Source organism: Ruegeria sp. YKSD163, assembly GCF_059612905.1.
Genome location: NZ_JBXWRM010000029.1, coordinates 20,499 through 39,729, shown reverse-complemented (window position 1 = coordinate 39,729; position 19,231 = coordinate 20,499). Strand labels below are relative to the sequence as shown.

Below are 19,231 nucleotides of genomic sequence, written 5' to 3'. Positions count from 1 at the left end.
TCTACTGGATGCCGCTCGACTACAAGCAGGCCGATCCGGTCAATGCGACCTCGTTCCTTTACGAGGACAATTTCATGCTGCGCCTCAGGGTCGAGCGGCTGAATGGCGAGCGGACCTTCTCGCAGAAACCCAAATCGCGCTGCAATCACGTGATCCAGCGGCCCTTTGTCGATATCTTCGACCCCGAGGCGGGCAGGTTCCAGACCGTGACCAACATGCATTATGTCGAAACCCGGCTGGACGAACAGCAGCTTCTGGCGCTGACCGTGACCCATGACCTGGCACTGGTGGACGGTGCATTCCGCATCGCGGGCAAGAAGGTGGAGCTGCTCAATTGCGACGCCGCCTTTGGCAATATCCAGCTGCTGCCGTGAGCGCCGAGACAGTTTATGCCGCCATCGCGGCCACGGCGGCGCGCTGGCCGGACCGCCCGCTGCTTGACGTGCTGCCCGGCACGGCGGCGGCCTATGGGATCACGGCGGGGCCGGTCGGCTATGGCGCCTTCCTTGCCCGCGTCAATGCCTGGGCCGAGGCGCTGGAACAGGCGGGCTATGGCGCGGGGATGCGGGTGGCGGCGTTGTTGGAAAACCGGCCCGTGTTCTTCGAGCTCTTTGCCGCGCTCAACCGCATCGGCGCCTCGATCGTACCGATCAACCCCGACCTGCGGGCGGCGGAACTTGAATACCTGATCGGCCATGCGCAACCGGCGCTGATCGTCGCCCTGCCCGCCCGTGCCGAAGAACTGCGCGCGGCGGCGATGGCGGCGGGTGTCACAGCCCCGGTCATCGGGGCCGGGGACGCCCCGCCCCCGCCCCGCGCAAATGCTACCGTGACCGAGCCGCGTGAGGGCGAGGCGCGCGAGGCGGCGCTGCTCTACACCTCTGGCACCACCGGCAACCCCAAGGGCTGCGTGCTGCCCAATGCCTATTTCCTGCTGGCCGGGCGCTGGTATGCCGATCTGGGCGGGGTCGCCTCGCTGACCGAAACGGGCGAGCGGATGATCACGCCCCTGCCGATCTTTCACATGAACGCCATGGCCTATTCCTTCATGGCGATGGTCACCGTGGGCGGCTGCCTGATCGCGCTCGACCGCTTCCACCCGTCGAGCTGGTGGGCCGATGTGGCCGAGGCGCGCGCCACCTGCCTGCATTATCTGGGCGTCATGCCCTCGATCCTGATGTCCCTGCCCGAGACACCTGAGGATCGCGCCCATCAGGTGCGCTTTGGCTTTGGCGCCGGGATCGATCCCAAATTGCAGGCCGGGTTCGAGGCGCGGTTCGGCTTTCCCCTGATCGAGGCCTGGGCGATGACCGAAACCGGCGCGGGCGCGGTGATCGCCGCCCATACGCATGACCGGTTGATCGGCCAATCCTGTCTGGGTCGGGCCGAGGGCTGGGTCGCGGCCCGCGTGGTCACCGATACCGGACAGGACGCGGCACCGGACGAGTCGGGCGAACTCCTGGTCCGCAACGCCGGCCCTGACCCGCGCTATGGCTTTTTTTCGCATTACGACAAGAACCCCGAGGCAACGGCAGAGGCCTGGGAAGGCGGCTGGTTCCACACCGGCGATATCGTGCGCCGCGACGCGCAGGGCCGGTTCTTCTTCGTCGACCGCAAGAAGAACGTGATCCGCCGCTCGGGCGAGAATATCGCCGCGGTCGAGGTGGAAAGCGTGCTGATGCGCCACCCTGCCATTCGCGCGGCGGGCGTGGCCGCCGTGCCCGACCCGATACGCGGGGACGAGGTGTTTGCCTGCCTCTGCGTCGACGCCCCCTCGCCCGATCTCGCCCATCAGATTGCAGACTGGGCGCTGACCCAGATGGCCTATTACAAGGTGCCCGGATATATTGCCTTTGTGGACACCCTGCCTATGACCCCCACCCAGAAGATCCAGCGCAAGGCGCTGAAGGAGATGGCCGAGGCGCTGCTCTCGGATCCGGCCACGGTGACACTCACCCATCTCAAGAAACGGCAGGTGGCGTGATGGCGCGACCTGCCAGCTATGAGGGCGTGGCGTTGGTGGCGCCCTTTTCGACGCCTTATCAGCGCTATTCCATCGACACAGCCCATCACTGGATCGCCACCGCCCTGCGCGGGTCCTTGCGGGCGGCGGGTCTGAAACCCGCTGATCTCGATGGGTTCCAGGTCGCCTCCTTCACGCTCTTTCCCGATACCGCCGTGGGGCTGACCCAGCATCTGGGCCTCTGCCCGCGCTGGCTTGATCACATCCCGATGGGCGGCGCCTCGGCGGGCGTGGCCCTGCGCCGTGCCGCGCGCGCGATTCAGGCGGGGGATGCCGAGATCATTGCCTGCGTGGCCGGCGACACCAACCACATCGACAGTTTCCGGCAGCTCTTGTCGAGCTTCTCGCGCTTTGCGATGGATGCCAGCTATCCCTATGGCTACGGCGGCCCGAATGCGAGCTTTGCCCTGCTCACCGACCGCTACATGACCGAATACGGTGCCACGCGCGAGGATTTCGGGCGCCTCTGCGTGGCCCAGCGCGCCAATGCGCTGAAAAACCCGAACGCGGTGATGAAGAAACCGCTGACGATGGAGCAATACCTCGATGCCCGCCCCATCGCCGACCCGATTGCGCTGTTTGACTGCGTGATGCCCTGCGCGGGGGCCGAGGCGTTTCTGGTCATGTCAGAGGATCGGGCGCGGGCGCTGAACCTGCCCTATGCGCGGCTGGCGGCGGCCATCGAGCGGCACAATGCCCATGCCGACGACCCGATCCAGCTGCGCGGCGGCTGGACGATGGATGTGGATGTGCTCTGGGATCAGGCCGGGATGGCCCCGCAGGAGATGGATCTGGTGCAGACCTATGACGACTATCCGGTGATTTCGATGATGCAGATCGAGGATCTGGGCTTCTGCGCCAAGGGCGAAGGCCCGGCCTTTTTGCGCGACAAGGATCTAACCGTGACGGGCGATTTTCCCCACAACACCTCGGGCGGCCAGCTTTCTGGCGGTCAGGCCGGGGCGGCGGGTGGCTTCATCGGCATGGTCGAGGCAATCCGCCAAGTCACCGGACAGGCGGGCGGTACGCAGGTGCCGGGCGCGGAACGGGCGCTGGTGTCGGGCTTTGGCATGATTAACTTCGACCGTGGTCTCTGTTCCAGCGCCGCCGTCCTCACGACCGGAGCGCGCGCATGACCCATCCCCTGTCCCCGCCGCCCAAGAAAGACCCGCAGAAACGCTCGGTTTCACCGACTCGACCGCCCGAGGTACGCTCGCGCGCCGCGCTCCACCTGACCGCCGCCGCCGCCGAGGGGCGGTTCGCCCTGCAACGCTGCGCCGACTGCGGCAAGGTGCAATACCCGCCGCGCGATGCCTGTTCGGCCTGCCTGAGCACCGACCTGCCATGGCAGGACATGGCGCCGGGCGGCACGCTGATCGCGGAAACCACGGTGCAGACCTCGCCCCGGCTTTACTTTCGCGAGCGGATGCCATGGCGCGCGGGCACCGTGCAGCTCGATGACGGCCCCACCGTGCTCGCCCATGTCCATGGCGATGTGGCGCGCCTCGCCCGCGTACGCGTCACCGCCCGGATCGACCAGTCGGGACAGGGCGTGCTGGTCGCCTTGCCCGAAACCGACACCCCGAACATGGAGGACGATCCGCTGATGCGTGCCCTCTCTGCCGATCCAAAGCACCGGCGCGTGCTGATCACCGATGCCCGCAGCGCACAAGCGCCCGCGCTGGCGCGCGCCCTGCAAAAGGCAGGCGCCGCTATCATCTTCGCCGGAGAGCCGGAAAGCTGGCGGCCTTATCCGCAACGCGCCGAACTGGAGGCTTTGGGTGTCCAGATCCTGCCGATGGACGTGACCGACACTGCTTCGGTGCAGAAACTGGCGGGCGAGATCGGTGGCAAGACCGACATCCTGATCAACACCGCCCGCTTCCTGCGCCCCGGCGGTGTGCTGGACCGGGGCGATACCGGCTTTGCCCGCGATGAGCTGGAGGTGAATTATCTTGGCCTGATGCGGTTGGCGCAGGCATTCGGCCCCGGCATGTGTGCGCGTGCCTCGGACGGCGTGAATGCCGCCGCCGCCTGGGTCAACCTGCTCAGCGTCGGCGCGCTGAGCAATGCGCGCCCCTTCGGCGCCTATTCCGCCAGCCAGGCCGGGGCCTATTCGCTCAGCCAGTCGCTGCGCGCCGAATTCCGGCCCTCGGGCCTCAGGGTGATGAACGTGTTCTTCGGCCCCACCGAAGAGGACGACTGGTACCAGCCCCTGCCGCCGCCGCGCGTCACCGCATCCGCCTTGGCCCGCTCGGTCGTCGACGGGCTGCAACGCGGGCTGGAGGACGTCTGGTGCGGCGACATCGCTCAAGACCTGCGCGACCGCTTTCGCCGCGACCCCAAGGTGCTGGAACGCGAAATGACGCTGGGAGGAGAAGGCGCATGAGCACCCTGACCGATTTCGCCACCCGCATCGCCAGCGGAGAGATCCGGGTGGTCGACCTGACCCATACGCTCGACCCCGATTTCCCGGTCATCATCCTGCCGCCCGAATTCGGCCAATGCGCCCGCTTTCGCATGGAAGAGATCAGCGCCTATGACCATCGCGGCCCGGCGTGGAAGTGGCACAATATCTCCATGTCCGAACACACCGGCACCCATTTCGACGCGCCCGCGCACTGGATCTCGGGCCGCGACCTGCCCCGCGCGGCGGTGGACGAGATCGCGCCCGCCGATTTCATCGGCCCGGTCTGCGTGATCGACTGTTCGCAAGGTGCCGCGCAGGACGAGGATTTCGAACTGACCGTGCCGCTGATCGAAGCCTGGGAAGCCAGTCACGGCCGCATCCCCGCCGGGGCCTGGGTGCTGATGCGTACCGACTGGTCGAAACGGCGTGGCGCGGAATACCTCAACATGCGCGAGGACGGGCCGCATTCGCCGGGGCCGACCCCCGAGGCAATCCGCTTCCTGATCGACCAGCGCGACATTCGCGGGTTCGGCGTCGAAACCGTCGGCACCGATGCCGGTCAGGGCAGCCATTATACCCCGCCCTATCCGGCGCATTACTACCTGCACGGCGCGGGGCGCTATGGGCTGCAATGCCTCTCGGACCTGGACCAGCTGCCGCCCACCGGCGCGGTGCTGATCGCCGCCCCCCTCAAAATCAAGAACGGCACCGGCAGCCCGCTGAGGGTACTGGCGCTGGTGGAGGAGACATGACCCATACCGCCGTCATCACCGGGGGCAACAAGGGCATCGGCGCGGATCTGGCGCAGGCGCTCTTGGCGCGCGACTACACGGTTGTCTCGATCTCGCGCCACGCGCCCGAGTTCACCCACCCGCACCTCCACTCGGTCGAGGCCGATCTCCTGGACCCACAGGCGGTGGCCGATGCCGCCGCTGAAGTCGCGACCAAGCACGAAGTCTCGCACCTGATCCACAACGCTGGCCTGATCTGGCCCAACCTGATCGAAGAGGCCGAAGCCTCGGACATCACCGGGCTGGCGCAACTGCATCTGGGGTCCGCCCTGACGCTGCTCAAGGTGTTTCTGCCCGCGATGAAGGCGCGGCAATTCGGGCGGGTGATGTTCAACGGCTCACGCGCGGCGCTGGGGGCGCCCACCCGCACCGCCTATGGCGCGACCAAGGCCGGCATGATCGGCATGGCCCGCACCTGGGCGCTGGAACTTGCCCCCCATGGCATCACCGTCAACGTGGTGGCGCCCGGCCCGATCCTGACCGACAATTTCTGGGGCATCGTGGAAAAAGACAGCCCTCAGCAAGAGGCGCTGGCCAAGCGTATCCCCATGGGCCGCCTGGGCCGCGTCGACGACGTCACCCGCGCCTTTCTGTTCTTCTGCGATCCGGAAAACAGCTTTGTCACCGGGCAGACCCTCTATGTCTGCGGCGGCGCCAGTGTCGGGTCGCTGCAAATCTGAGGCTGCCCGCGCTTTCCCGCCTTGCCAAGGCCCACCCTGCGGGTCACCAATAGCCCCATGAACACATTACCGACCTGGGCCGTGGTGGCCACCGTCAAGGCGCCCGAACGCGAGATCCTGCGCTTTGCCTCCTGGCACCTGGAACTGGGCGCGCATCGGCTGTTCCTTTATCTCGACGATCCCGACCCGGCGGTCTTTGCGCGGCTGAAGGCACATCCGCGTATTCGGGTCTTTGCCTGCGACGAGAGCTACTGGCAGCGGCGCAAAATGACCCGCCCGGTGAAACATCAGGCCCGCCAGACGATGAATGCCCGCCACGCCTATAACCGGGCCGACGTCGACTGGCTGGCCCATGTCGATGTGGATGAATTCATCTGGTCCGAAACGCCGATTGCGACGATCCTGTCGGGCCTACCCGCCGACACGCTCTGCGCCCGGATGCGCCCGATCGAGGCGCTGGCGGGCGAGGATGCGCTCTACAAGGCGTTCATCCCCGGCGGCCCGGCCCGAGACGGTATCGTGCGCCGCCTCTACCCGACCTTTGGCGCCTTTGTAAAAGGTGGCTTCATGAGCCATGTGGCTGGCAAGGTGTTTGCGCGCACCGGCATGGAAAAGGTCGATTTCCGCATCCACAACATCTTTCGCAACAAGGAAATGAACCCGCACCAGGTGGAGTTGGACACGGTCGACCTCTGCCACCGGCACGGCGCCGACTGGGATCACTGGATCGCCGCCTATCGCTATCGCATCGCCAAAGGCTCGTATCGCCCCGACCTGGCCCCCAATGTCCCGCGCGAGGCGGGCGGACTGAGCATGCACGAGCTGCTGAGCGGTATCGAGGAAGAGGAAGGTGAAGCCGGTTTGCGCGCCTTCTTCGACGAGTTGAACGCAACCACCCCCGAAGGCCGGGAGCGGTTGCGGGCCGAGGGGATGCTCAAGCACCGCCCGATCGACCTTGATGCGGCGCGGCTCAAACAGTTTCCACTTTGACGGCAACCTGTTTCCGAAATAGAAACAAAGACGCTCGAAGCCGGTGCTGCATGCGCAACATTTGACGCTGGCCGGGCTTTTTGATATGCCCCGCCCAGCCGTTACGCGAAAGACGCGCAATCAGGTCGCACGGACCCGGCGATACGACAGACGTGCGGGCCCGAATAGTGTCCGCAAACATCGGACACCCATGACAAAATTTTCTGAACTGAATCTCAATCCCAAAGTACTCAAGGCCATCGACGAGGCCGGCTATGAAACGCCGACTCCGATCCAGGCAGGCGCCATCCCGCCCGCGCTCGAAGGCCGCGACGTTCTGGGCATCGCCCAGACCGGCACCGGCAAGACCGCCAGTTTCACCCTGCCGATGATCACCCTGCTGGCCCGCGGCCGCGCCCGCGCGCGGATGCCGCGCAGCCTGGTGCTCTGCCCGACGCGGGAACTGGCCGCGCAGGTGGCCGAAAACTTCGACACCTACACCAAGCATCTGAAACTGACCAAGGCGCTTTTGATCGGTGGTGTCAGCTTCAAGGAGCAGGATGCGCTGATCGACCGGGGCGTCGACGTACTGATCGCCACCCCGGGCCGGCTGCTCGATCATTTCGAACGTGGTAAGCTCTTGCTGACCGGCGTGCAGATCATGGTGGTGGACGAGGCCGACCGGATGCTCGACATGGGATTCATCCCCGATATCGAACGGATCTTCAGCCTGACCCCCTTTACCCGGCAGACGCTGTTCTTCTCGGCCACCATGGCGCCCGAGATCGAGCGGATCACCAACACGTTCCTCAGTGCGCCCGCACGGATCGAAGTGGCCCGCCAGGCCACCGCGTCGGAGACCATCGAACAGGGTGTGGTGCTGTTCAAGGGCTCGCGCCGAGACCGCGAAGCGAGCGAAAAACGCGCCGTTCTGCGGGCGCTGATCGACGCCGAGGGCGAGAAATGCACCAACGCGATCATCTTCTGCAACCGCAAGACGGATGTGGATATCGTCGCGAAATCGCTGCAAAAATACGGCTATGATGCGGCGCCGATCCATGGCGACCTGGATCAGAGCCAGCGCACCCGGACGCTGGACGGCTTCCGAGAGGGCAAACTGCGCCTGCTGGTGGCCTCGGACGTGGCCGCACGCGGGCTGGATGTGCCCTCGGTGAGCCACGTGTTCAACTTCGACGTCCCCGGCCACCCCGAGGATTACGTGCACCGGATCGGCCGCACCGGCCGGGCGGGTCGCGACGGCAAGGCGATCACGCTCTGCATCCCGCGTGACGAAAAGGCGCTCGATGCCATCGAGAAGCTGATCCAGAAGGAGATCCCGCGTCTCGAGAACCCGGCCAAAACGGCGGAAAAGCCCGAAGCCAAACCCCGGCGCGAGGAAAAACCCACGAAGGCCGAAAAACCGAGACGCAGCGAGACCGACAAGCCCGAAGCCGACAAGCGTGAGCCGCGCAGCCGAAAGGGCGACGACCGCCGCGACCGCAAGGAAGACCGCGGCGCCAAGGTGGTCGGCATGGGGGACCATTTGCCCAGCTTCATCGCGCTCAGTTTCGAGGAGCGGCGCGCCAGCTGAGCGGGCACAAGGGGGCGCTGCCCCCGTCCTGCGGACTCCCCCGGAGTATTTTTGGCGAAATGAAGAGGCTGAGACAGATCAGGCTTCTTTCTGGTCAGAAATACTCCGGAGCGCGAGGCAGCGCCTCGCAAAAAATAGCGCCGCGCGGCACGCGCGGCCCGGCCCAACGCCGGACGGGGCTCTCGCAGAGAGCACCAGGCCGGGGGCGGGAGCGCCCCGCGCTTGGGTCAGATCGCCAGCACCAATACCAGGATCGACAGGCCCAACAGGCCGATACCCGCTATCTCGCGCCCAGTGATCTTTTCCCGGAAAAACAGGGTCGAGGCCATCAGGCTGAAGATCAGCTCCACCTGCCCCAGCGCCTTGACATAGGCCGCGTTCTGAAGCGTGAAGGCGAGAAACCAGCAGAACGACCCGCCCAGGCTGGTGAGCCCGACAAAGGCGCCGGTGTTCCGCGTGGCCCAGACCGCCGCCAGCTGCGCCCGGTCGCGCCACCAGAGCCAGAGCGCCATCGACACCAGTTGGAACGACACCACCGCCGCCAGTGTCACCAATGCCCGGAACCAGGGCGTGAGATCGCCCAGTTCCAGCGAGGCGGCCCGGTAGCTGACCGCCGAAAAGGCAAAGAGTACACCCGAGCCCAGCCCCAGTTGCGAGGCACGGTTGGTCAGATGCCGCCACCAGGCACCGCTGCCGCCGGGGGTCTTCGACAACAGCAGCACCGCCGCCAGCCCCAACAGGATCGCGCCAAGCGCGCCGATGGACACGCCCTCGCCCAGGATGACAAAGCCGACGATCGCGGTCTGGATCACCTCGGTCTTCTTGAAGGTGATGCCGACGGCAAAGTTGCGTTGCTTGAACAGTGCCACCACGCAGATGGTGGCGAGGATCTGGGCGGTGCCGCCTATGGCGACGAAAAGCCAGAACCGCGCCCCCAGCACCGGCAGGTCAAAACCGCCTGCGGTAGTGGCAATCAGCAGCCCCGCCAGCGCCAGCGGCGCGGAATAAAGGAAGCGGGCAAAGGTGGCGCCGGAGGCCGACAGTTTCACCGTCGCCAGCGATTTTTGCAGCATGAACCGCACGGTCTGAAACAGCGCGGCGGCGAGGGTGACGGGGATCCAGAGGCTCATGCGCCTCTTGTGACCTCAAATCAGGGCTTTGGCCAGAGCGGATGCGGCACCGGATCCTTGGCGCGCCAGAAATAGCGGCGGAACACCTCGCCATAGGAACGATAGCTGTAGCCCTCGTTGCAGTTGAGATACCGTTCCTTGCCCTCCCGGTAGAGCGCGGGCAGCGCATACCAGGGGGCGCCCGGATTCATGTGATGGACCACGTGGAAGTTGTTGTTGAGAAACAGGAACGCCAACAGTCCCCGATCCTCGATCACCACGGTGCGCGCGCGCGATTTCTCATGTGCACGATGTTCCAGAAAGGTGCGGATCTTGAGCAGGCCCAGCCCGATATAGGCCGAAAGCGCAAAGGCCCAGACCGGCATCGGTGACAGGGTCACAACCCAGAGCACCACCGCCATGCCGGGCAGATGCAGCGCCCAGGCCAAGAGGATGGCGCGGTCGCCGCGCAGCGCGCCGCGCGCCTCGTCGCGCAGGAAACTGGCGGTGCCGATCAGCGGCCCCAGCACCATGCGCCCCGCCAGCGTGTTGTTGAGCGCATAGAGGCGCCGCTGCCAGCCCGGCAGGCGCGACCAGGTGGCGGGGTCGAGATAGTTGCTCTCGGGGTCGTCATAGGGGTCGGTCAGGTTGGCGTCCATGTGATGGGCCAGGTGCAGGTCGCGGAACCGGTTATAGGGGATGCACAGCGTCAGCGGCAGCGCCATCAGCGCCTCGTTCATCCAGCGATAGCGGAACGGGTGGCCATGCAACGCCTCATGCGTCAGTGAGGAATGCAGCGCCGCGACCAGCCCCATCGCGGGGATGGCGAGCCAGAGCGACAGACCTGCCAGGCCGAAGATCACCAGCAGCCAGGCGCCATAACAGGCGAGGATCAGCGCAAAAGTGCCCCATTCGGCGCGTTCGGGCAGGCGCGGCTCAGACATGGCGGCCCCAGCGGATGCCGGCCCAGACGCGCTCGTAGACCAGGTAGAGGGTGAAACCCAGTGCCGTGTTCACCAGTGCCAGTGTACCGCCCAACGCCACCGAACCGGTCGCCACCAGCCCCACCAGCGTCATGGTGACCAGCCCCAGCAGGTTCCAGACCACTGCCTTGACCACCGATCTCTGCCGCGTGTCCATATGTCCTCCATTGTCACGTTCACGAATTTGTTATCCGGCGGCGCGCAGCGTGAGAATTCTGAATATGATTAACAAAACTCATCGAATGTGATATTTATCAACACATGTTGGATAGAATGGACAAACGAGATCGCGCCGCCCAGTTCCGCCAGCGCCTGATCCGCGCGATGGAACTCCGCCAGATCACGCAAAGCGCATTGGCTCGCGATGTGGGGGTGGACCGGTCCACGATTTCTCAACTGCTGACCGATAGCGGCGCGCGGCTGCCCAATGGGCATGTGGTGGGCGCCTGTGCCTCGGCGCTTGGGGTATCTACGGATTGGCTGCTGGGCCTGTCGGACCGACCGGAAAGCGCGGCCGAACTGCTGGCCAGTTCGCTGACCATGACCGAGGCGCCGCGCGCGCTGGTTGACGAGCGCATCTATGAATGGCACCGCGAGGCGGCAGGCTACAAGATCCGTTATGTGCCCGCCGCCCTGCCCGACATGCTCAAGACGCGTGCGGTGCTGGAATGGGAATACGCGCCGCATCTGGGCCGCACGGCAGATCAGGCCATCGGCGCGTCCGAGGATCGGCTGGCCTGGATGCGCAGCGCGCAATCGGATTACGAGATCGCAATGCCCCTGTTCGAGCTGGAGAGCTTTGCCCAAGGCGCGGGCTATTACCGAGGCCTCGACCCGGCGGTGCGGCGAGAGCAGATCGACCATTTGCTGGCGCTTTGCGAACAGCTTTATCCCCGGCTGCGCATCTATCTCTACGATGCCAAGCGGCTTTACTCGGCGCCGATGACGATATTCGGCCCTCTGCTTTGCGTGTTCTACGCGGGCAGCCATTACATGGCCTTTCGCGATCGCGACCGTATCGAGGTCTTTACACGCCAGTTCGACACGCTGGTGCGCGAGGCGGATCTGACCGCGCGCGACCTGCCAGCCCATCTGCGCCGGCTCAGGGCGGCGATTCCCGGCTGAACCGCAGGCGTGTCCTGCCCAGGTCCGGGTTTTGTGCTATACTGACCGTCCGAGGCAATCGTAACCGCTTATGGAGGAGCCCCGAATGGACACCATCCAGACCGCAGAATATGCCCGTGCGCTCTATGCCGCGCATGGCGACAAGGCCGAGGCCGAAGCAGCTCAGAGAGAGCAGCACTGCAAGGCCCTGGGCAATCAGGACGAGGCGCAGAGCTGGCAGGCGGTACGCCGTGCGATCCGCCAGATGCGCGGCGCCAACCAGAGCTAGAGCCAGATTATTTCTCGGTCGCGAATCCGTCGAAAGGCTATCGACTTTCGGCAGATGGTCTATATCGACCTGCATGAGCAGTTTTCATTTCGATAACAGGACAGGCCTTCCCGAGGCGCTGCGGGTGCTGATTGAAGCGCATCCGCGCGAAAGCTGGAAGGCCGATCCCAACTTTCACGGTCTGGTCAGTTTCTGGCTGGAGCGCCATATGATGTTCCGCCAGCTCATGGCGCATATGCATGCCGAGACACGGGTGTTCCTGGATGCCGAGCGGGACGCTGCGCGGTTCGCGCAGGGCATCGCGCGTTATGGCGGCATGTTCGTGAACCAGTTGCACGGGCATCACCAGATCGAGGATCAGCACTACTTTCCCCTGCTCAGGACCAAGGACCGCCGCATCGAGGCGGGGTTCGACCTGCTGGATGCGGACCACCATGCGCTGGACGGCCTGCTGAGCCGGTTTGTCGAACAGGCCAACGGGGCGATCCAGGCGGCCAATGGCCCTGACGCCCGCACCAGCGCCGGGGCGCTGCTGACAGGCTTGGGTGATCTGGAGCGGATGATCGGCCGCCATTTGGAGGATGAAGAGGACCTGATCGTGCCGATCATCCTGAAACACGGCGCCGACACTCTGGGATAGCCATGGGAACTGCGGTTTGGGACCAACATGTGGTCCTTGTACCCGATGGCCTCTCCGCAAGGCGCGACGGTCGCACGATTTCAAAGAAATCGTGTCTACAAGGTTTGTACCAAACCTTGTCCCCGCGCGGTTGCGCGGGTGCGCCCCGGTCAGACCTTGGGGTCGGGGTTCACCGTATGGCCATCGACCGCAATCACCTGCCCCGACACCAGCCGCGCCGCGTCGGATCCCAGAAACACCGCCATGTTGGCGATATCCGCCGCCTCGACAAACCGGCCCATCGAGGTGCCCGAGGCGTAACCCGCATAGACCTGATCGCGGGTCATGCCTTTGGCAGCGGCTTCGCGCGCCAGCACGCCCTCCATCCGCGGGCCTTCGACCGAACCGGGACAGATCACGTTGCAGCGGATCCCGTTCGGGCCAAGCTCCATCGCTAATGTCTTGGCCAGCCCGATCACCCCCCATTTCGCCGCCGCATAAGGCGAACGGTGCGGATAACCGTACTGCCCGGCGGTCGAGGAGGTGATGACGATACTGCCCGCGCCCTGCCGTTTCAGCAGCGGCACGGCGTATTTGGCACAGAGAAAGGCACCGTCGAGATTGACAGCGATACAGGCGCGCCAGCCGTCAAGCGGCATGTCCTCGACCAGTGCCGTCGGTCCGGCGATGCCCGCATTGGAGCAGAGCGTATCGAGCCCACCCCACTCGGTCTCGATTTCGGCAAAGAGCGCGGCAACCGAGGCCTCGTCGGCCACATCCACAACACTCTGCCGCCAGTGGGCGGGACAGGCGGCAAGCGCCGCCTTGTCCACATCCGCGATCCAGACCCGCGCCGCCGCCGCGTCAAAGGCCTCGGCCATAGCGCGGCCGATGCCCCCGGCACCGGCGGTGATCAGGACCCGCGCGCTCATGCCGGTTTCCGGATCGCGTTGCCCGCGCCCTCGGGGTACGGCAGCCCCGCCTGCGCCTCGGCGATGCGGGCCATGGCGGCCTCGATCTGAGGCGCCGGCGCGCAGGGTTTCCGGGTCTCAAGACTTACATGCAGCAGGAAGCTCTCGCCGGTGGCGAGCAGTTTGTCCCCCTCGTACATGCGGTGGAACAGGTGCAGCTTCTTGCCCTGCCCCAGCAACATCTGGGTTTCGACCCGGATCCGCGCGCCTGCGTGAGTCTCGTCCAGATGGCGGATATGGGTTTCTGCGGTGAAATAGCTGCCGCCATTGGCGATATAGTCGGCATCGCAGCCGATGATCTCCATGAACCGGTCGGTGGAATTGGCAAAGGCCTCCAGGTATTTCGACTCGGTCATGTGACCGTTGTAATCCGTCCAGTCGAGCGGCACCGCCCGCGACAAGGTCAGGATCGGCTGGGTCGGGTCGGCAGTATCCAGATCGGGCAGCGCCTTGGGCTTCAGCGCCGCGTCATGCGTGTTCAGCACCGCGCCCGCGCCCCAGTTCTGCGCCTTGAGCGCCCGCATCATGCCGACAAGGTTGTTGTCGCGGATACGCTCCAGTTCTCGGATCGTGTGATGACCCGATTGCGCATCCGACTGGCCCGCGATCAGGTCGACCAGCTCGTCGGTGAATTCGGGCACATCCATCAGCTTGGTCCAGGGCCAGCTGAGGCAGGGACCGAACTGCGCCATGAAATGCTTCATGCCCGCCTCGCCGCCCGCCACGCGATAGGTTTCGAACAGGCCCATCTGCGCCCAGCGGATGCCGAACCCCATGCGGATCGCCTCGTCGATCTCTTCGGTGGTGGCGATGCCGTCCTTGACCAGCCACAGCGCCTCGCGCCAGACGGCCTCGAGAAAGCGGTCGGCGATATGGGCGTCGATCTCTTTGCGCACATGCAGCGGGAACTGACCCAGCCCGCGCATGATCTCCTTGGCGCGCTCGATCATTTCGGGGCTGTTGTCCGGCGTCGTTACCAGTTCGATCAGCGGCAGCAGGTAGACCGGGTTGAACGGGTGCGTCACCACGATCTGACCGGGGCGCAGCGCGCCTTCCTGCAATTCGCTAGGCTTGAAGCCAGAGGTCGATGAGCCAAGGATCGCATCCGGATCGCAGGCCTCCTGGATCGAGCGATAGACCTTCAGCTTCAGGTCCAGCCGCTCGGGCACGCTCTCCTGGATCCACGCGACCCCATTTACCGCCTCAGCCAGATCGGCGTGAAAGCTGAGCTTGCCCTCGGGCGGCAGCGGCATATCGCTGAGGCCCGGCAGCGAGCGGCGGGCATTGGCCAGCACCTCGCCGATCTTGCGCTCGGCCTCGGGGTCGGGATCGAACACCCGAACATCCCAGCCGTTGAGCAAAAAGCGCGCGGCCCAGCCGCCGCCGATCACGCCGCCACCGATGATTGCAGCCGTTGTCATGACGGCCTCTCCTTCTTTGTCCATGTTCCGTGTTTCAACGCGGCTCTTGTACCACGTCGATCAGTTTGCTCGTGTCATAGCCATTGGCGGCCAGCGCCGCCTCGGCCCGGGCGCGCATGTCGGCGCCGATCCGGGGCGTGCGTGCCAGGATCCATCCGGTCTTGCCCCGGGGTGCGCCGATGGCAGCAACGGTGTAGCCCGCGTCGATATAGAGAACCCAGTAGTCGCCGCGCGCAAAGGGCAGCCAGGGCACGAAGGTGACCGACAGCTTGCCCGGCCCCTCGACCCGCGCCACACCTTCGGCGGTGGTCACCGGCCCGTCGAGCGCGCCCTTGCGGCAGGTGTTGGTAACACTCACCTGCCCGTCGTCGCGCAGGGCATAGTCGGCGGTGACACCGACGCAACCCTCTTCGAACCGGTTGGGAAAGCGCGCGATCTCGTACCAGCGGCCAAGATAGCGGTCGATGTCCAACGTCGGCACCGCGTTGATCCCGACCGAGCGGTCGCGATAGGTGTCGGCCCCTGCCACCGACGCGGCAAGGGTGAGGATAGCCGCGAGCGCCGCCGCCAGCCGGTTCACTTCGCCACCGGCGCGCGTTTCACCAGGCCCAGTTTCTCGCGCACCTCTTGCGGGCCGATCACCCGCGCGCCCATGTTCGACACGATGCCTGCGGCCCGTTCGACCAGCTGCCAGTTCTCGGCCAGCACGCCCTTGTCGAGCCAGAGGTTGTCCTCGAGCCCGACGCGCACATTGCCCCCCGCCAGCACCGACGCGGCGGCATAGGCCATCTGGTTGCGCCCCAGCGCAAAAGCGCTGAAGGTCCAGTCGTCGGGCACGTTGTTGACCATCGCCATGAAGGTATTGAGATCATCGGGCGCGCCCCACGGCACCCCCATACACAGCTGCACCAGCGCCGGGCCCTCGAGCACGCCATCCTTGACCAGCTGCTTGGCATACCACAGGTGGCCGGTATCGAAGGCTTCGATCTCGGGCTTGACGCCCAGTTCGGTCATCATCCGCCCCATGGCGGTCAGCATGCCGGGCGTGTTGGTCATCACGTAGTCGGCCTCGGCAAAGTTCATGGTGCCGCAGTCGAGCGTGCAGATCTCGGGCAGGCATTCGGCCACATGCGCCACACGTTCGGTGGCGCCGACCATGTCGGTGCCCTGCGCCCGCAAGGGCAGCGGGTGTTCGACATCGCCAAAGATCATGTCGCCGCCCATGCCGGCAGTCAGGTTCAGCACCACATCAACCTCGGCGTCGCGGATGCGGTCCGTCACTTCGCGATAGAGGTCCAGCCGGCGAGAGGGCGCCCCTGTCTCGGGGTCGCGCACGTGGCAATGAACCACCGCGGCCCCCGCCTTGGCCGCCGCGATGGCGCTGTCGGCGATCTGTTTGGGCGAGCGCGGCACATGTGGGCTGCGATCCTGGGTGCCGCCTGAGCCGGTGACGGCGCAGGTGATGAAGACCTCGCGGTTCATTTCCAGAGGCATGTCGGTTTTCCCTTGTTTTTACCGGCTTCTCCCCCGGGTTTTCCCCAGATTTGTCCCCGGATTCCGATTTGCGTTGAGTTCGACTCTGGCGCAGCCTTGCGGCGACCACTTGCCAGAATGCGAATCGAACTTGATAAAATCCGCGAAAAACATTCTCCAGCCCGAGCATCGCGCGCTGAAATGCGCGCTTCTGGTGCTGGACGATTGCAACACGCTCAGCTTTGCCGCCGCGGTGGACCCGATGCGCGCCGCCAACCGGCTGGCCGACCGCCATGCCTTCGACTGGGACTATGTCACTGCGACAGACGCGCCCGCGCGGCTGACCTGCGGTCTGATGGTGCCGGGCCTGCCGCTGGCGCGGCTCGAAACCTGCGATCTCTTGATCGTGGTGGCGGGGTTCCATCTGGCACGCCACGCCACGCCCAGCCTGCTCGCCGGGCTGCGCCGGATCGCGGCGAGCGGCGCCACGCTGGCCGGGATCGACGGCGGCCCGTGGCTCTTGGCCGAGGCCGGGCTGCTCGACGGTCACGCCGCCACCACCCATTGGGAGGATCTGGACAATTTCGCCAGCCGGTTCCCGGCAATCGACGTGCGCCACGACCGCTTTGCCGTCTCGGGCAACCGGCTCACCTCGGGCGGGGCGATGCCCGCCATCGAGATGATGCTGCATATCATCGCCGCGCGCCACGGCGCGGGCTTTGCCGCCCGGGTGGCCGGGCTGTTCCTATACGAGGGCGCGCCCCAGCCCGGCACCCCGCAGCGCAGGACCGGCGCCCCGCACCGCCACAACAAGCTGACCGCACGGGCCAACGCGCTGATGGAGGCGGCGCTGGACGAGCCGCTGTCGCTGGCCGAGATCGCCGAGACCCTGGGCACCAGCCCGCGCACCCTGCAACAGCAGTTCCGCCTGAGGTTAGGTACCACGCCGCAGGACCATTACCTGCAACTGCGCCTGGCCGAAGCGCGGCGGCTGGTGACCGACACCGAGATGCCGCTGATGGAAGTGGCACAGGCCACCGGCTTTACCTCGCAATCGAGCTTTGCACGTGCCTTTCGCACCCAGAACGGCCAATCGGCCCGCGACCTGCGGCAGGCCCGAACCCAACCCGCCGAACCCTGATCTTCATTTCGCCACAAATACTCCGGGGGAGCCTACAAAATTCGTCGAATTTTGTAGGCCGGGGGCAGAGCCCCCGCCCCGCTCAATACGGCATCGGATGCGCCTTGTGGGCGCGCGCGATCTCGTCCAGAACCTCGTCCGACAGGGTCAGATCGGCGCCGGCCAGCACATGATCGAGCTGCGCCAGAGTGGTGGCCCCAAAGATCGCAGACATCATGAAGGGTCGGGTCTGGCACCAGGCCAGCGCCATATGCACCGGGTCCAACCCGTGCCGGCGGGCAATGTCCAGATAGGCGTCGACCGCATCGAACACCCGCTCGGATTTGCGCCCGCCCATCTCGGGCACCAGCGACATGCGCGATCCCTCGGGCACCGCGCCGCTCTGATACTTGCCGGTCAGGAACCCCGCAGCCAGTGGCGAGAAGGCCATCAGCCCCACATCCTCGTTCACGCTCAGCTCGGCCATATCCGTGTCGTAAAGGCGGCAAAGCAGCGAGTATTCGTTCTGCACCGACGCCACCCGCGGCCCTTGCCCCGCTTCGGCCAGCCGCAGCCATTGCGCGGTCCCCCAGGCGCTTTCGTTCGACAGACCAAAGGCGCGGATGGTGCCGCGATCGACCTCGCGCTGCAGCGCCTCAAGGCAATCGGCCATGTTTTCCAGAACCGCGCCCGCATCCTGTCCCGATGGGTCATAGCGCCAGTTCTGTCGAAACATGTAGCTGCCGCGATTGGGCCAATGGAACTGGTAGAGGTCGATATGATCGGTCACCAGCCGTTTCAAAGAGCCCTCGACCGCTCTCGCGATGGTCTGACCCGAGATCGGGGCGCCATCGCGAAAATGCGCCATCCCGGCGCCGGAATGTTTGGTCGCCAGCACGTAGTCTCCGCGCCGGGCCGGGTTCGCCCGGTTCCAGCTGCCGATGATCTCTTCGCTGCGGCCCACGGTCTCCTTGCGGACCGGGTTCACCGGATACATCTCGGCGGTGTCGACAAAGGTGATGCCAGCGGCCAGGGCGCGGTCGATCTGGGCATGGCTGTCGGCCTCGCTTGTCTGGCTGCCAAAGGTCATGGTGCCCAGGCAAAGCGCACTCACCTCGATGCCGGTGCGGCCCAGCGGTCTCGTTTTCATGTCTCGGCTCCCTCTTGTCCGGGCCAGACCCTAGCGGAGGGACACGTGGCGGCAACCCCTCTTGAGCTTTGCCGCCAATTGCGTCAGCCTGAACGGCAACCGGAGGGGCAGACAATGGCGCAGAAGATCACAAAGGGAATCAAGACCTTGCTGGCAGAGGCAAATGCGCAGGTCGCAACGCTGCCGGTGGCCGAGGCCAAGGCTCTCTATGACGATCCCGATCATGTGTTTGTCGATCTGCGAGATATCCGCGAGTTGCAGCGCAGCGGCATGATCCCGGGCGCCTTCTCCTGCCCGCGTGGCATGCTGGAATTCTGGATCGACCCCGACAGCCCCTATCACAAACCTGTTTTCAACCAGGACAAGACTTACGTGTTCTACTGCGCGAGCGCCTGGCGTTCGGCGCTGGCGGCCCAGGCCGCCCAGGAGATGGGCCTTGCGCCGGTCATGCATCTCGAAGGTGGTTTCACCGAATGGGTGAAACAGGATGGGCCCGTCGCCGACAAGACCTGAGCCCCGGCGGCAGCG

General features: G+C 65.6%; 21 protein-coding genes. 13 read left to right on the top strand and 8 right to left on the bottom strand.

Features of this window, described 5'->3' with window-relative positions:
* The 8 genes from AC2FNA_RS22525 to AC2FNA_RS22490 all read left to right on the top strand — a co-directional run.
* A partial coding sequence (locus AC2FNA_RS22525) for an aromatic-ring-hydroxylating dioxygenase subunit beta (protein ID WP_496830442.1) occupies positions 1 to 374 on the top strand: 374 nt, incomplete at its 5' end.
* A complete protein-coding gene (locus tag AC2FNA_RS22520; RefSeq protein ID WP_496830441.1) occupies positions 371 to 1,984 on the top strand; it encodes an AMP-binding protein in 1,614 nt (537 codons plus the stop codon). The genes AC2FNA_RS22525 and AC2FNA_RS22520, both read left to right, overlap by 4 nt.
* Positions 1,984 to 3,159, top strand: coding sequence for a thiolase family protein (locus AC2FNA_RS22515; protein ID WP_496830439.1), 1,176 nt, complete (start codon positions 1,984 to 1,986; stop codon positions 3,157 to 3,159). Before AC2FNA_RS22520 ends, AC2FNA_RS22515 begins: the two co-directional genes overlap by 1 nt.
* On the top strand, positions 3,156 to 4,412 hold the full coding sequence (locus tag AC2FNA_RS22510; protein ID WP_496830437.1) for an SDR family oxidoreductase: 1,257 nt from the start codon (positions 3,156 to 3,158) through the stop codon (positions 4,410 to 4,412). The genes AC2FNA_RS22515 and AC2FNA_RS22510 overlap by 4 nt, the downstream gene beginning before the upstream one ends.
* A complete protein-coding gene (locus AC2FNA_RS22505) occupies positions 4,409 to 5,185 on the top strand; it encodes a cyclase family protein (protein ID WP_496830435.1) in 777 nt (258 codons plus the stop codon). Before AC2FNA_RS22510 ends, AC2FNA_RS22505 begins: the two co-directional genes overlap by 4 nt.
* Positions 5,182 to 5,904, top strand: a complete 723-nt coding sequence (locus AC2FNA_RS22500; protein ID WP_496830434.1) for an SDR family NAD(P)-dependent oxidoreductase — start codon at positions 5,182 to 5,184, stop codon at positions 5,902 to 5,904. Before AC2FNA_RS22505 ends, AC2FNA_RS22500 begins: the two co-directional genes overlap by 4 nt.
* Positions 5,905 to 5,961: 57 nt before the next feature.
* Complete coding sequence (locus AC2FNA_RS22495) at positions 5,962 to 6,894, top strand: glycosyltransferase family 2 protein (RefSeq protein ID WP_496830432.1); 933 nt, start codon at positions 5,962 to 5,964, stop codon at positions 6,892 to 6,894.
* A 190-nt stretch (positions 6,895 to 7,084) separates the two neighbouring features.
* Positions 7,085 to 8,464 carry a DEAD/DEAH box helicase gene (locus AC2FNA_RS22490; RefSeq protein ID WP_496830430.1) on the top strand — a complete coding sequence of 460 codons (1,380 nt, stop codon included), beginning with the start codon at positions 7,085 to 7,087 and terminating at the stop codon, positions 8,462 to 8,464.
* Positions 8,465 to 8,691: 227 nt separating this feature from the next.
* Here the strand turns inward: AC2FNA_RS22490 and AC2FNA_RS22485 are convergent, their stop codons facing one another.
* From AC2FNA_RS22485 to AC2FNA_RS22475, 3 genes are read right to left on the bottom strand one after another with little or no spacing between them, the layout of a single operon-like run.
* On the bottom strand, positions 8,692 to 9,594 hold the full coding sequence (locus tag AC2FNA_RS22485) for an EamA family transporter (RefSeq protein WP_496830428.1): 903 nt from the start codon (positions 9,592 to 9,594) through the stop codon (positions 8,692 to 8,694).
* 20 nt (positions 9,595 to 9,614) lie between these two features.
* On the bottom strand, positions 9,615 to 10,517 hold the full coding sequence (locus AC2FNA_RS22480; protein WP_496830427.1) for a fatty acid desaturase: 903 nt from the start codon (positions 10,515 to 10,517) through the stop codon (positions 9,615 to 9,617).
* Positions 10,510 to 10,713 carry a DUF2061 domain-containing protein gene (locus AC2FNA_RS22475; protein ID WP_234137913.1) on the bottom strand — a complete coding sequence of 68 codons (204 nt, stop codon included), beginning with the start codon at positions 10,711 to 10,713 and terminating at the stop codon, positions 10,510 to 10,512. The genes AC2FNA_RS22480 and AC2FNA_RS22475 overlap by 8 nt, the downstream gene beginning before the upstream one ends.
* A 104-nt stretch (positions 10,714 to 10,817) precedes the next feature.
* Between AC2FNA_RS22475 and AC2FNA_RS22470 the strand changes: the two genes are divergently transcribed.
* The 3 genes from AC2FNA_RS22470 to AC2FNA_RS22460 all read left to right on the top strand — a co-directional run bounded on the left by AC2FNA_RS22470 (position 10,818) and on the right by AC2FNA_RS22460 (position 12,589).
* Complete coding sequence (locus AC2FNA_RS22470; RefSeq protein ID WP_234144923.1) at positions 10,818 to 11,681, top strand: helix-turn-helix domain-containing protein; 864 nt, start codon at positions 10,818 to 10,820, stop codon at positions 11,679 to 11,681.
* A gap of 85 nt (positions 11,682 to 11,766) precedes the next feature.
* Positions 11,767 to 11,949 (top strand): hypothetical protein, encoded by a 183-nt coding sequence (locus tag AC2FNA_RS22465; RefSeq protein ID WP_496830424.1) that lies wholly within the window; start codon positions 11,767 to 11,769, stop codon positions 11,947 to 11,949.
* 73 nt (positions 11,950 to 12,022) lie between these two features.
* Positions 12,023 to 12,589, top strand: a complete 567-nt coding sequence (locus AC2FNA_RS22460) for a hemerythrin domain-containing protein (RefSeq protein ID WP_496830422.1) — start codon at positions 12,023 to 12,025, stop codon at positions 12,587 to 12,589.
* Positions 12,590 to 12,738: 149 nt separating this feature from the next.
* Here the strand turns inward: AC2FNA_RS22460 and AC2FNA_RS22455 are convergent, their stop codons facing one another.
* From AC2FNA_RS22455 to bcoG, 4 genes are read right to left on the bottom strand one after another with little or no spacing between them, the layout of a single operon-like run.
* The gene (locus tag AC2FNA_RS22455; protein ID WP_496830421.1) at positions 12,739 to 13,500 is read right to left on the bottom strand and encodes an SDR family oxidoreductase; all 762 of its coding nucleotides are present in this window, start codon (positions 13,498 to 13,500) and stop codon (positions 12,739 to 12,741) included.
* The gene (locus tag AC2FNA_RS22450) at positions 13,497 to 14,960 is read right to left on the bottom strand and encodes a carnitine 3-dehydrogenase (protein WP_496830419.1); all 1,464 of its coding nucleotides are present in this window, start codon (positions 14,958 to 14,960) and stop codon (positions 13,497 to 13,499) included. The genes AC2FNA_RS22455 and AC2FNA_RS22450 overlap by 4 nt, the downstream gene beginning before the upstream one ends.
* Positions 14,961 to 14,994: 34 nt before the next feature.
* Positions 14,995 to 15,540, bottom strand: coding sequence for a lipocalin family protein (locus tag AC2FNA_RS22445; protein ID WP_496830417.1), 546 nt, complete (start codon positions 15,538 to 15,540; stop codon positions 14,995 to 14,997).
* On the bottom strand, positions 15,537 to 16,454 hold the full coding sequence (gene bcoG / locus AC2FNA_RS22440) for a 3-dehydrocarnitine:acetyl-CoA trimethylamine transferase BcoG (protein ID WP_496830415.1): 918 nt from the start codon (positions 16,452 to 16,454) through the stop codon (positions 15,537 to 15,539). Before bcoG ends, AC2FNA_RS22445 begins: the two co-directional genes overlap by 4 nt.
* Positions 16,455 to 16,587: 133 nt before the next feature.
* Here bcoG and AC2FNA_RS22435 point away from each other — a divergent pair, with 133 nt between their 5' ends.
* On the top strand, positions 16,588 to 17,574 hold the full coding sequence (locus AC2FNA_RS22435) for a GlxA family transcriptional regulator (RefSeq protein WP_496830444.1): 987 nt from the start codon (positions 16,588 to 16,590) through the stop codon (positions 17,572 to 17,574).
* Positions 17,575 to 17,656: 82 nt separating this feature from the next.
* On the opposite strand, the gene AC2FNA_RS22430 is transcribed toward AC2FNA_RS22435, so the two are convergent.
* The gene (locus AC2FNA_RS22430) at positions 17,657 to 18,703 is read right to left on the bottom strand and encodes an aldo/keto reductase (RefSeq protein ID WP_496830413.1); all 1,047 of its coding nucleotides are present in this window, start codon (positions 18,701 to 18,703) and stop codon (positions 17,657 to 17,659) included.
* A gap of 114 nt (positions 18,704 to 18,817) precedes the next feature.
* On the opposite strand from AC2FNA_RS22430, the gene AC2FNA_RS22425 reads away from it, so the two are divergent.
* Positions 18,818 to 19,216, top strand: a complete 399-nt coding sequence (locus tag AC2FNA_RS22425; RefSeq protein ID WP_496830411.1) for a rhodanese-like domain-containing protein — start codon at positions 18,818 to 18,820, stop codon at positions 19,214 to 19,216.
* Positions 19,217 to 19,231 lie beyond the last annotated feature (15 nt).

Excerpts from the sequence above, each read along its gene's own strand:
- AC2FNA_RS22450 (WP_496830419.1), bottom strand. The coding sequence starts at position 14,960 with ATGACAACGGCTGCAATCATCGGTGGCGGCGTGATCGGCGGCGGCTGG.
- AC2FNA_RS22510 (WP_496830437.1), top strand. The coding sequence starts at position 3,156 with ATGACCCATCCCCTGTCCCCGCCGCCCAAGAAAGACCCGCAGAAACGC.
- AC2FNA_RS22505 (WP_496830435.1), top strand. The coding sequence starts at position 4,409 with ATGAGCACCCTGACCGATTTCGCCACCCGCATCGCCAGCGGAGAGATC.
- AC2FNA_RS22475 (WP_234137913.1), bottom strand. The coding sequence starts at position 10,713 with ATGGACACGCGGCAGAGATCGGTGGTCAAGGCAGTGGTCTGGAACCTG.
- AC2FNA_RS22460 (WP_496830422.1), top strand. The coding sequence starts at position 12,023 with ATGAGCAGTTTTCATTTCGATAACAGGACAGGCCTTCCCGAGGCGCTG.
- AC2FNA_RS22495 (WP_496830432.1), top strand. The coding sequence starts at position 5,962 with ATGAACACATTACCGACCTGGGCCGTGGTGGCCACCGTCAAGGCGCCC.
- AC2FNA_RS22490 (WP_496830430.1), top strand. The coding sequence starts at position 7,085 with ATGACAAAATTTTCTGAACTGAATCTCAATCCCAAAGTACTCAAGGCC.
- AC2FNA_RS22430 (WP_496830413.1), bottom strand. The coding sequence starts at position 18,703 with ATGAAAACGAGACCGCTGGGCCGCACCGGCATCGAGGTGAGTGCGCTT.
- AC2FNA_RS22455 (WP_496830421.1), bottom strand. The coding sequence starts at position 13,500 with ATGAGCGCGCGGGTCCTGATCACCGCCGGTGCCGGGGGCATCGGCCGC.
- bcoG (WP_496830415.1), bottom strand. The coding sequence starts at position 16,454 with ATGCCTCTGGAAATGAACCGCGAGGTCTTCATCACCTGCGCCGTCACC.
- AC2FNA_RS22515 (WP_496830439.1), top strand. The coding sequence starts at position 1,984 with ATGGCGCGACCTGCCAGCTATGAGGGCGTGGCGTTGGTGGCGCCCTTT.
- AC2FNA_RS22465 (WP_496830424.1), top strand. The coding sequence starts at position 11,767 with ATGGACACCATCCAGACCGCAGAATATGCCCGTGCGCTCTATGCCGCG.
- AC2FNA_RS22480 (WP_496830427.1), bottom strand. The coding sequence starts at position 10,517 with ATGTCTGAGCCGCGCCTGCCCGAACGCGCCGAATGGGGCACTTTTGCG.
- AC2FNA_RS22485 (WP_496830428.1), bottom strand. The coding sequence starts at position 9,594 with ATGAGCCTCTGGATCCCCGTCACCCTCGCCGCCGCGCTGTTTCAGACC.
- AC2FNA_RS22470 (WP_234144923.1), top strand. The coding sequence starts at position 10,818 with ATGTTGGATAGAATGGACAAACGAGATCGCGCCGCCCAGTTCCGCCAG.
- AC2FNA_RS22425 (WP_496830411.1), top strand. The coding sequence starts at position 18,818 with ATGGCGCAGAAGATCACAAAGGGAATCAAGACCTTGCTGGCAGAGGCA.
- AC2FNA_RS22500 (WP_496830434.1), top strand. The coding sequence starts at position 5,182 with ATGACCCATACCGCCGTCATCACCGGGGGCAACAAGGGCATCGGCGCG.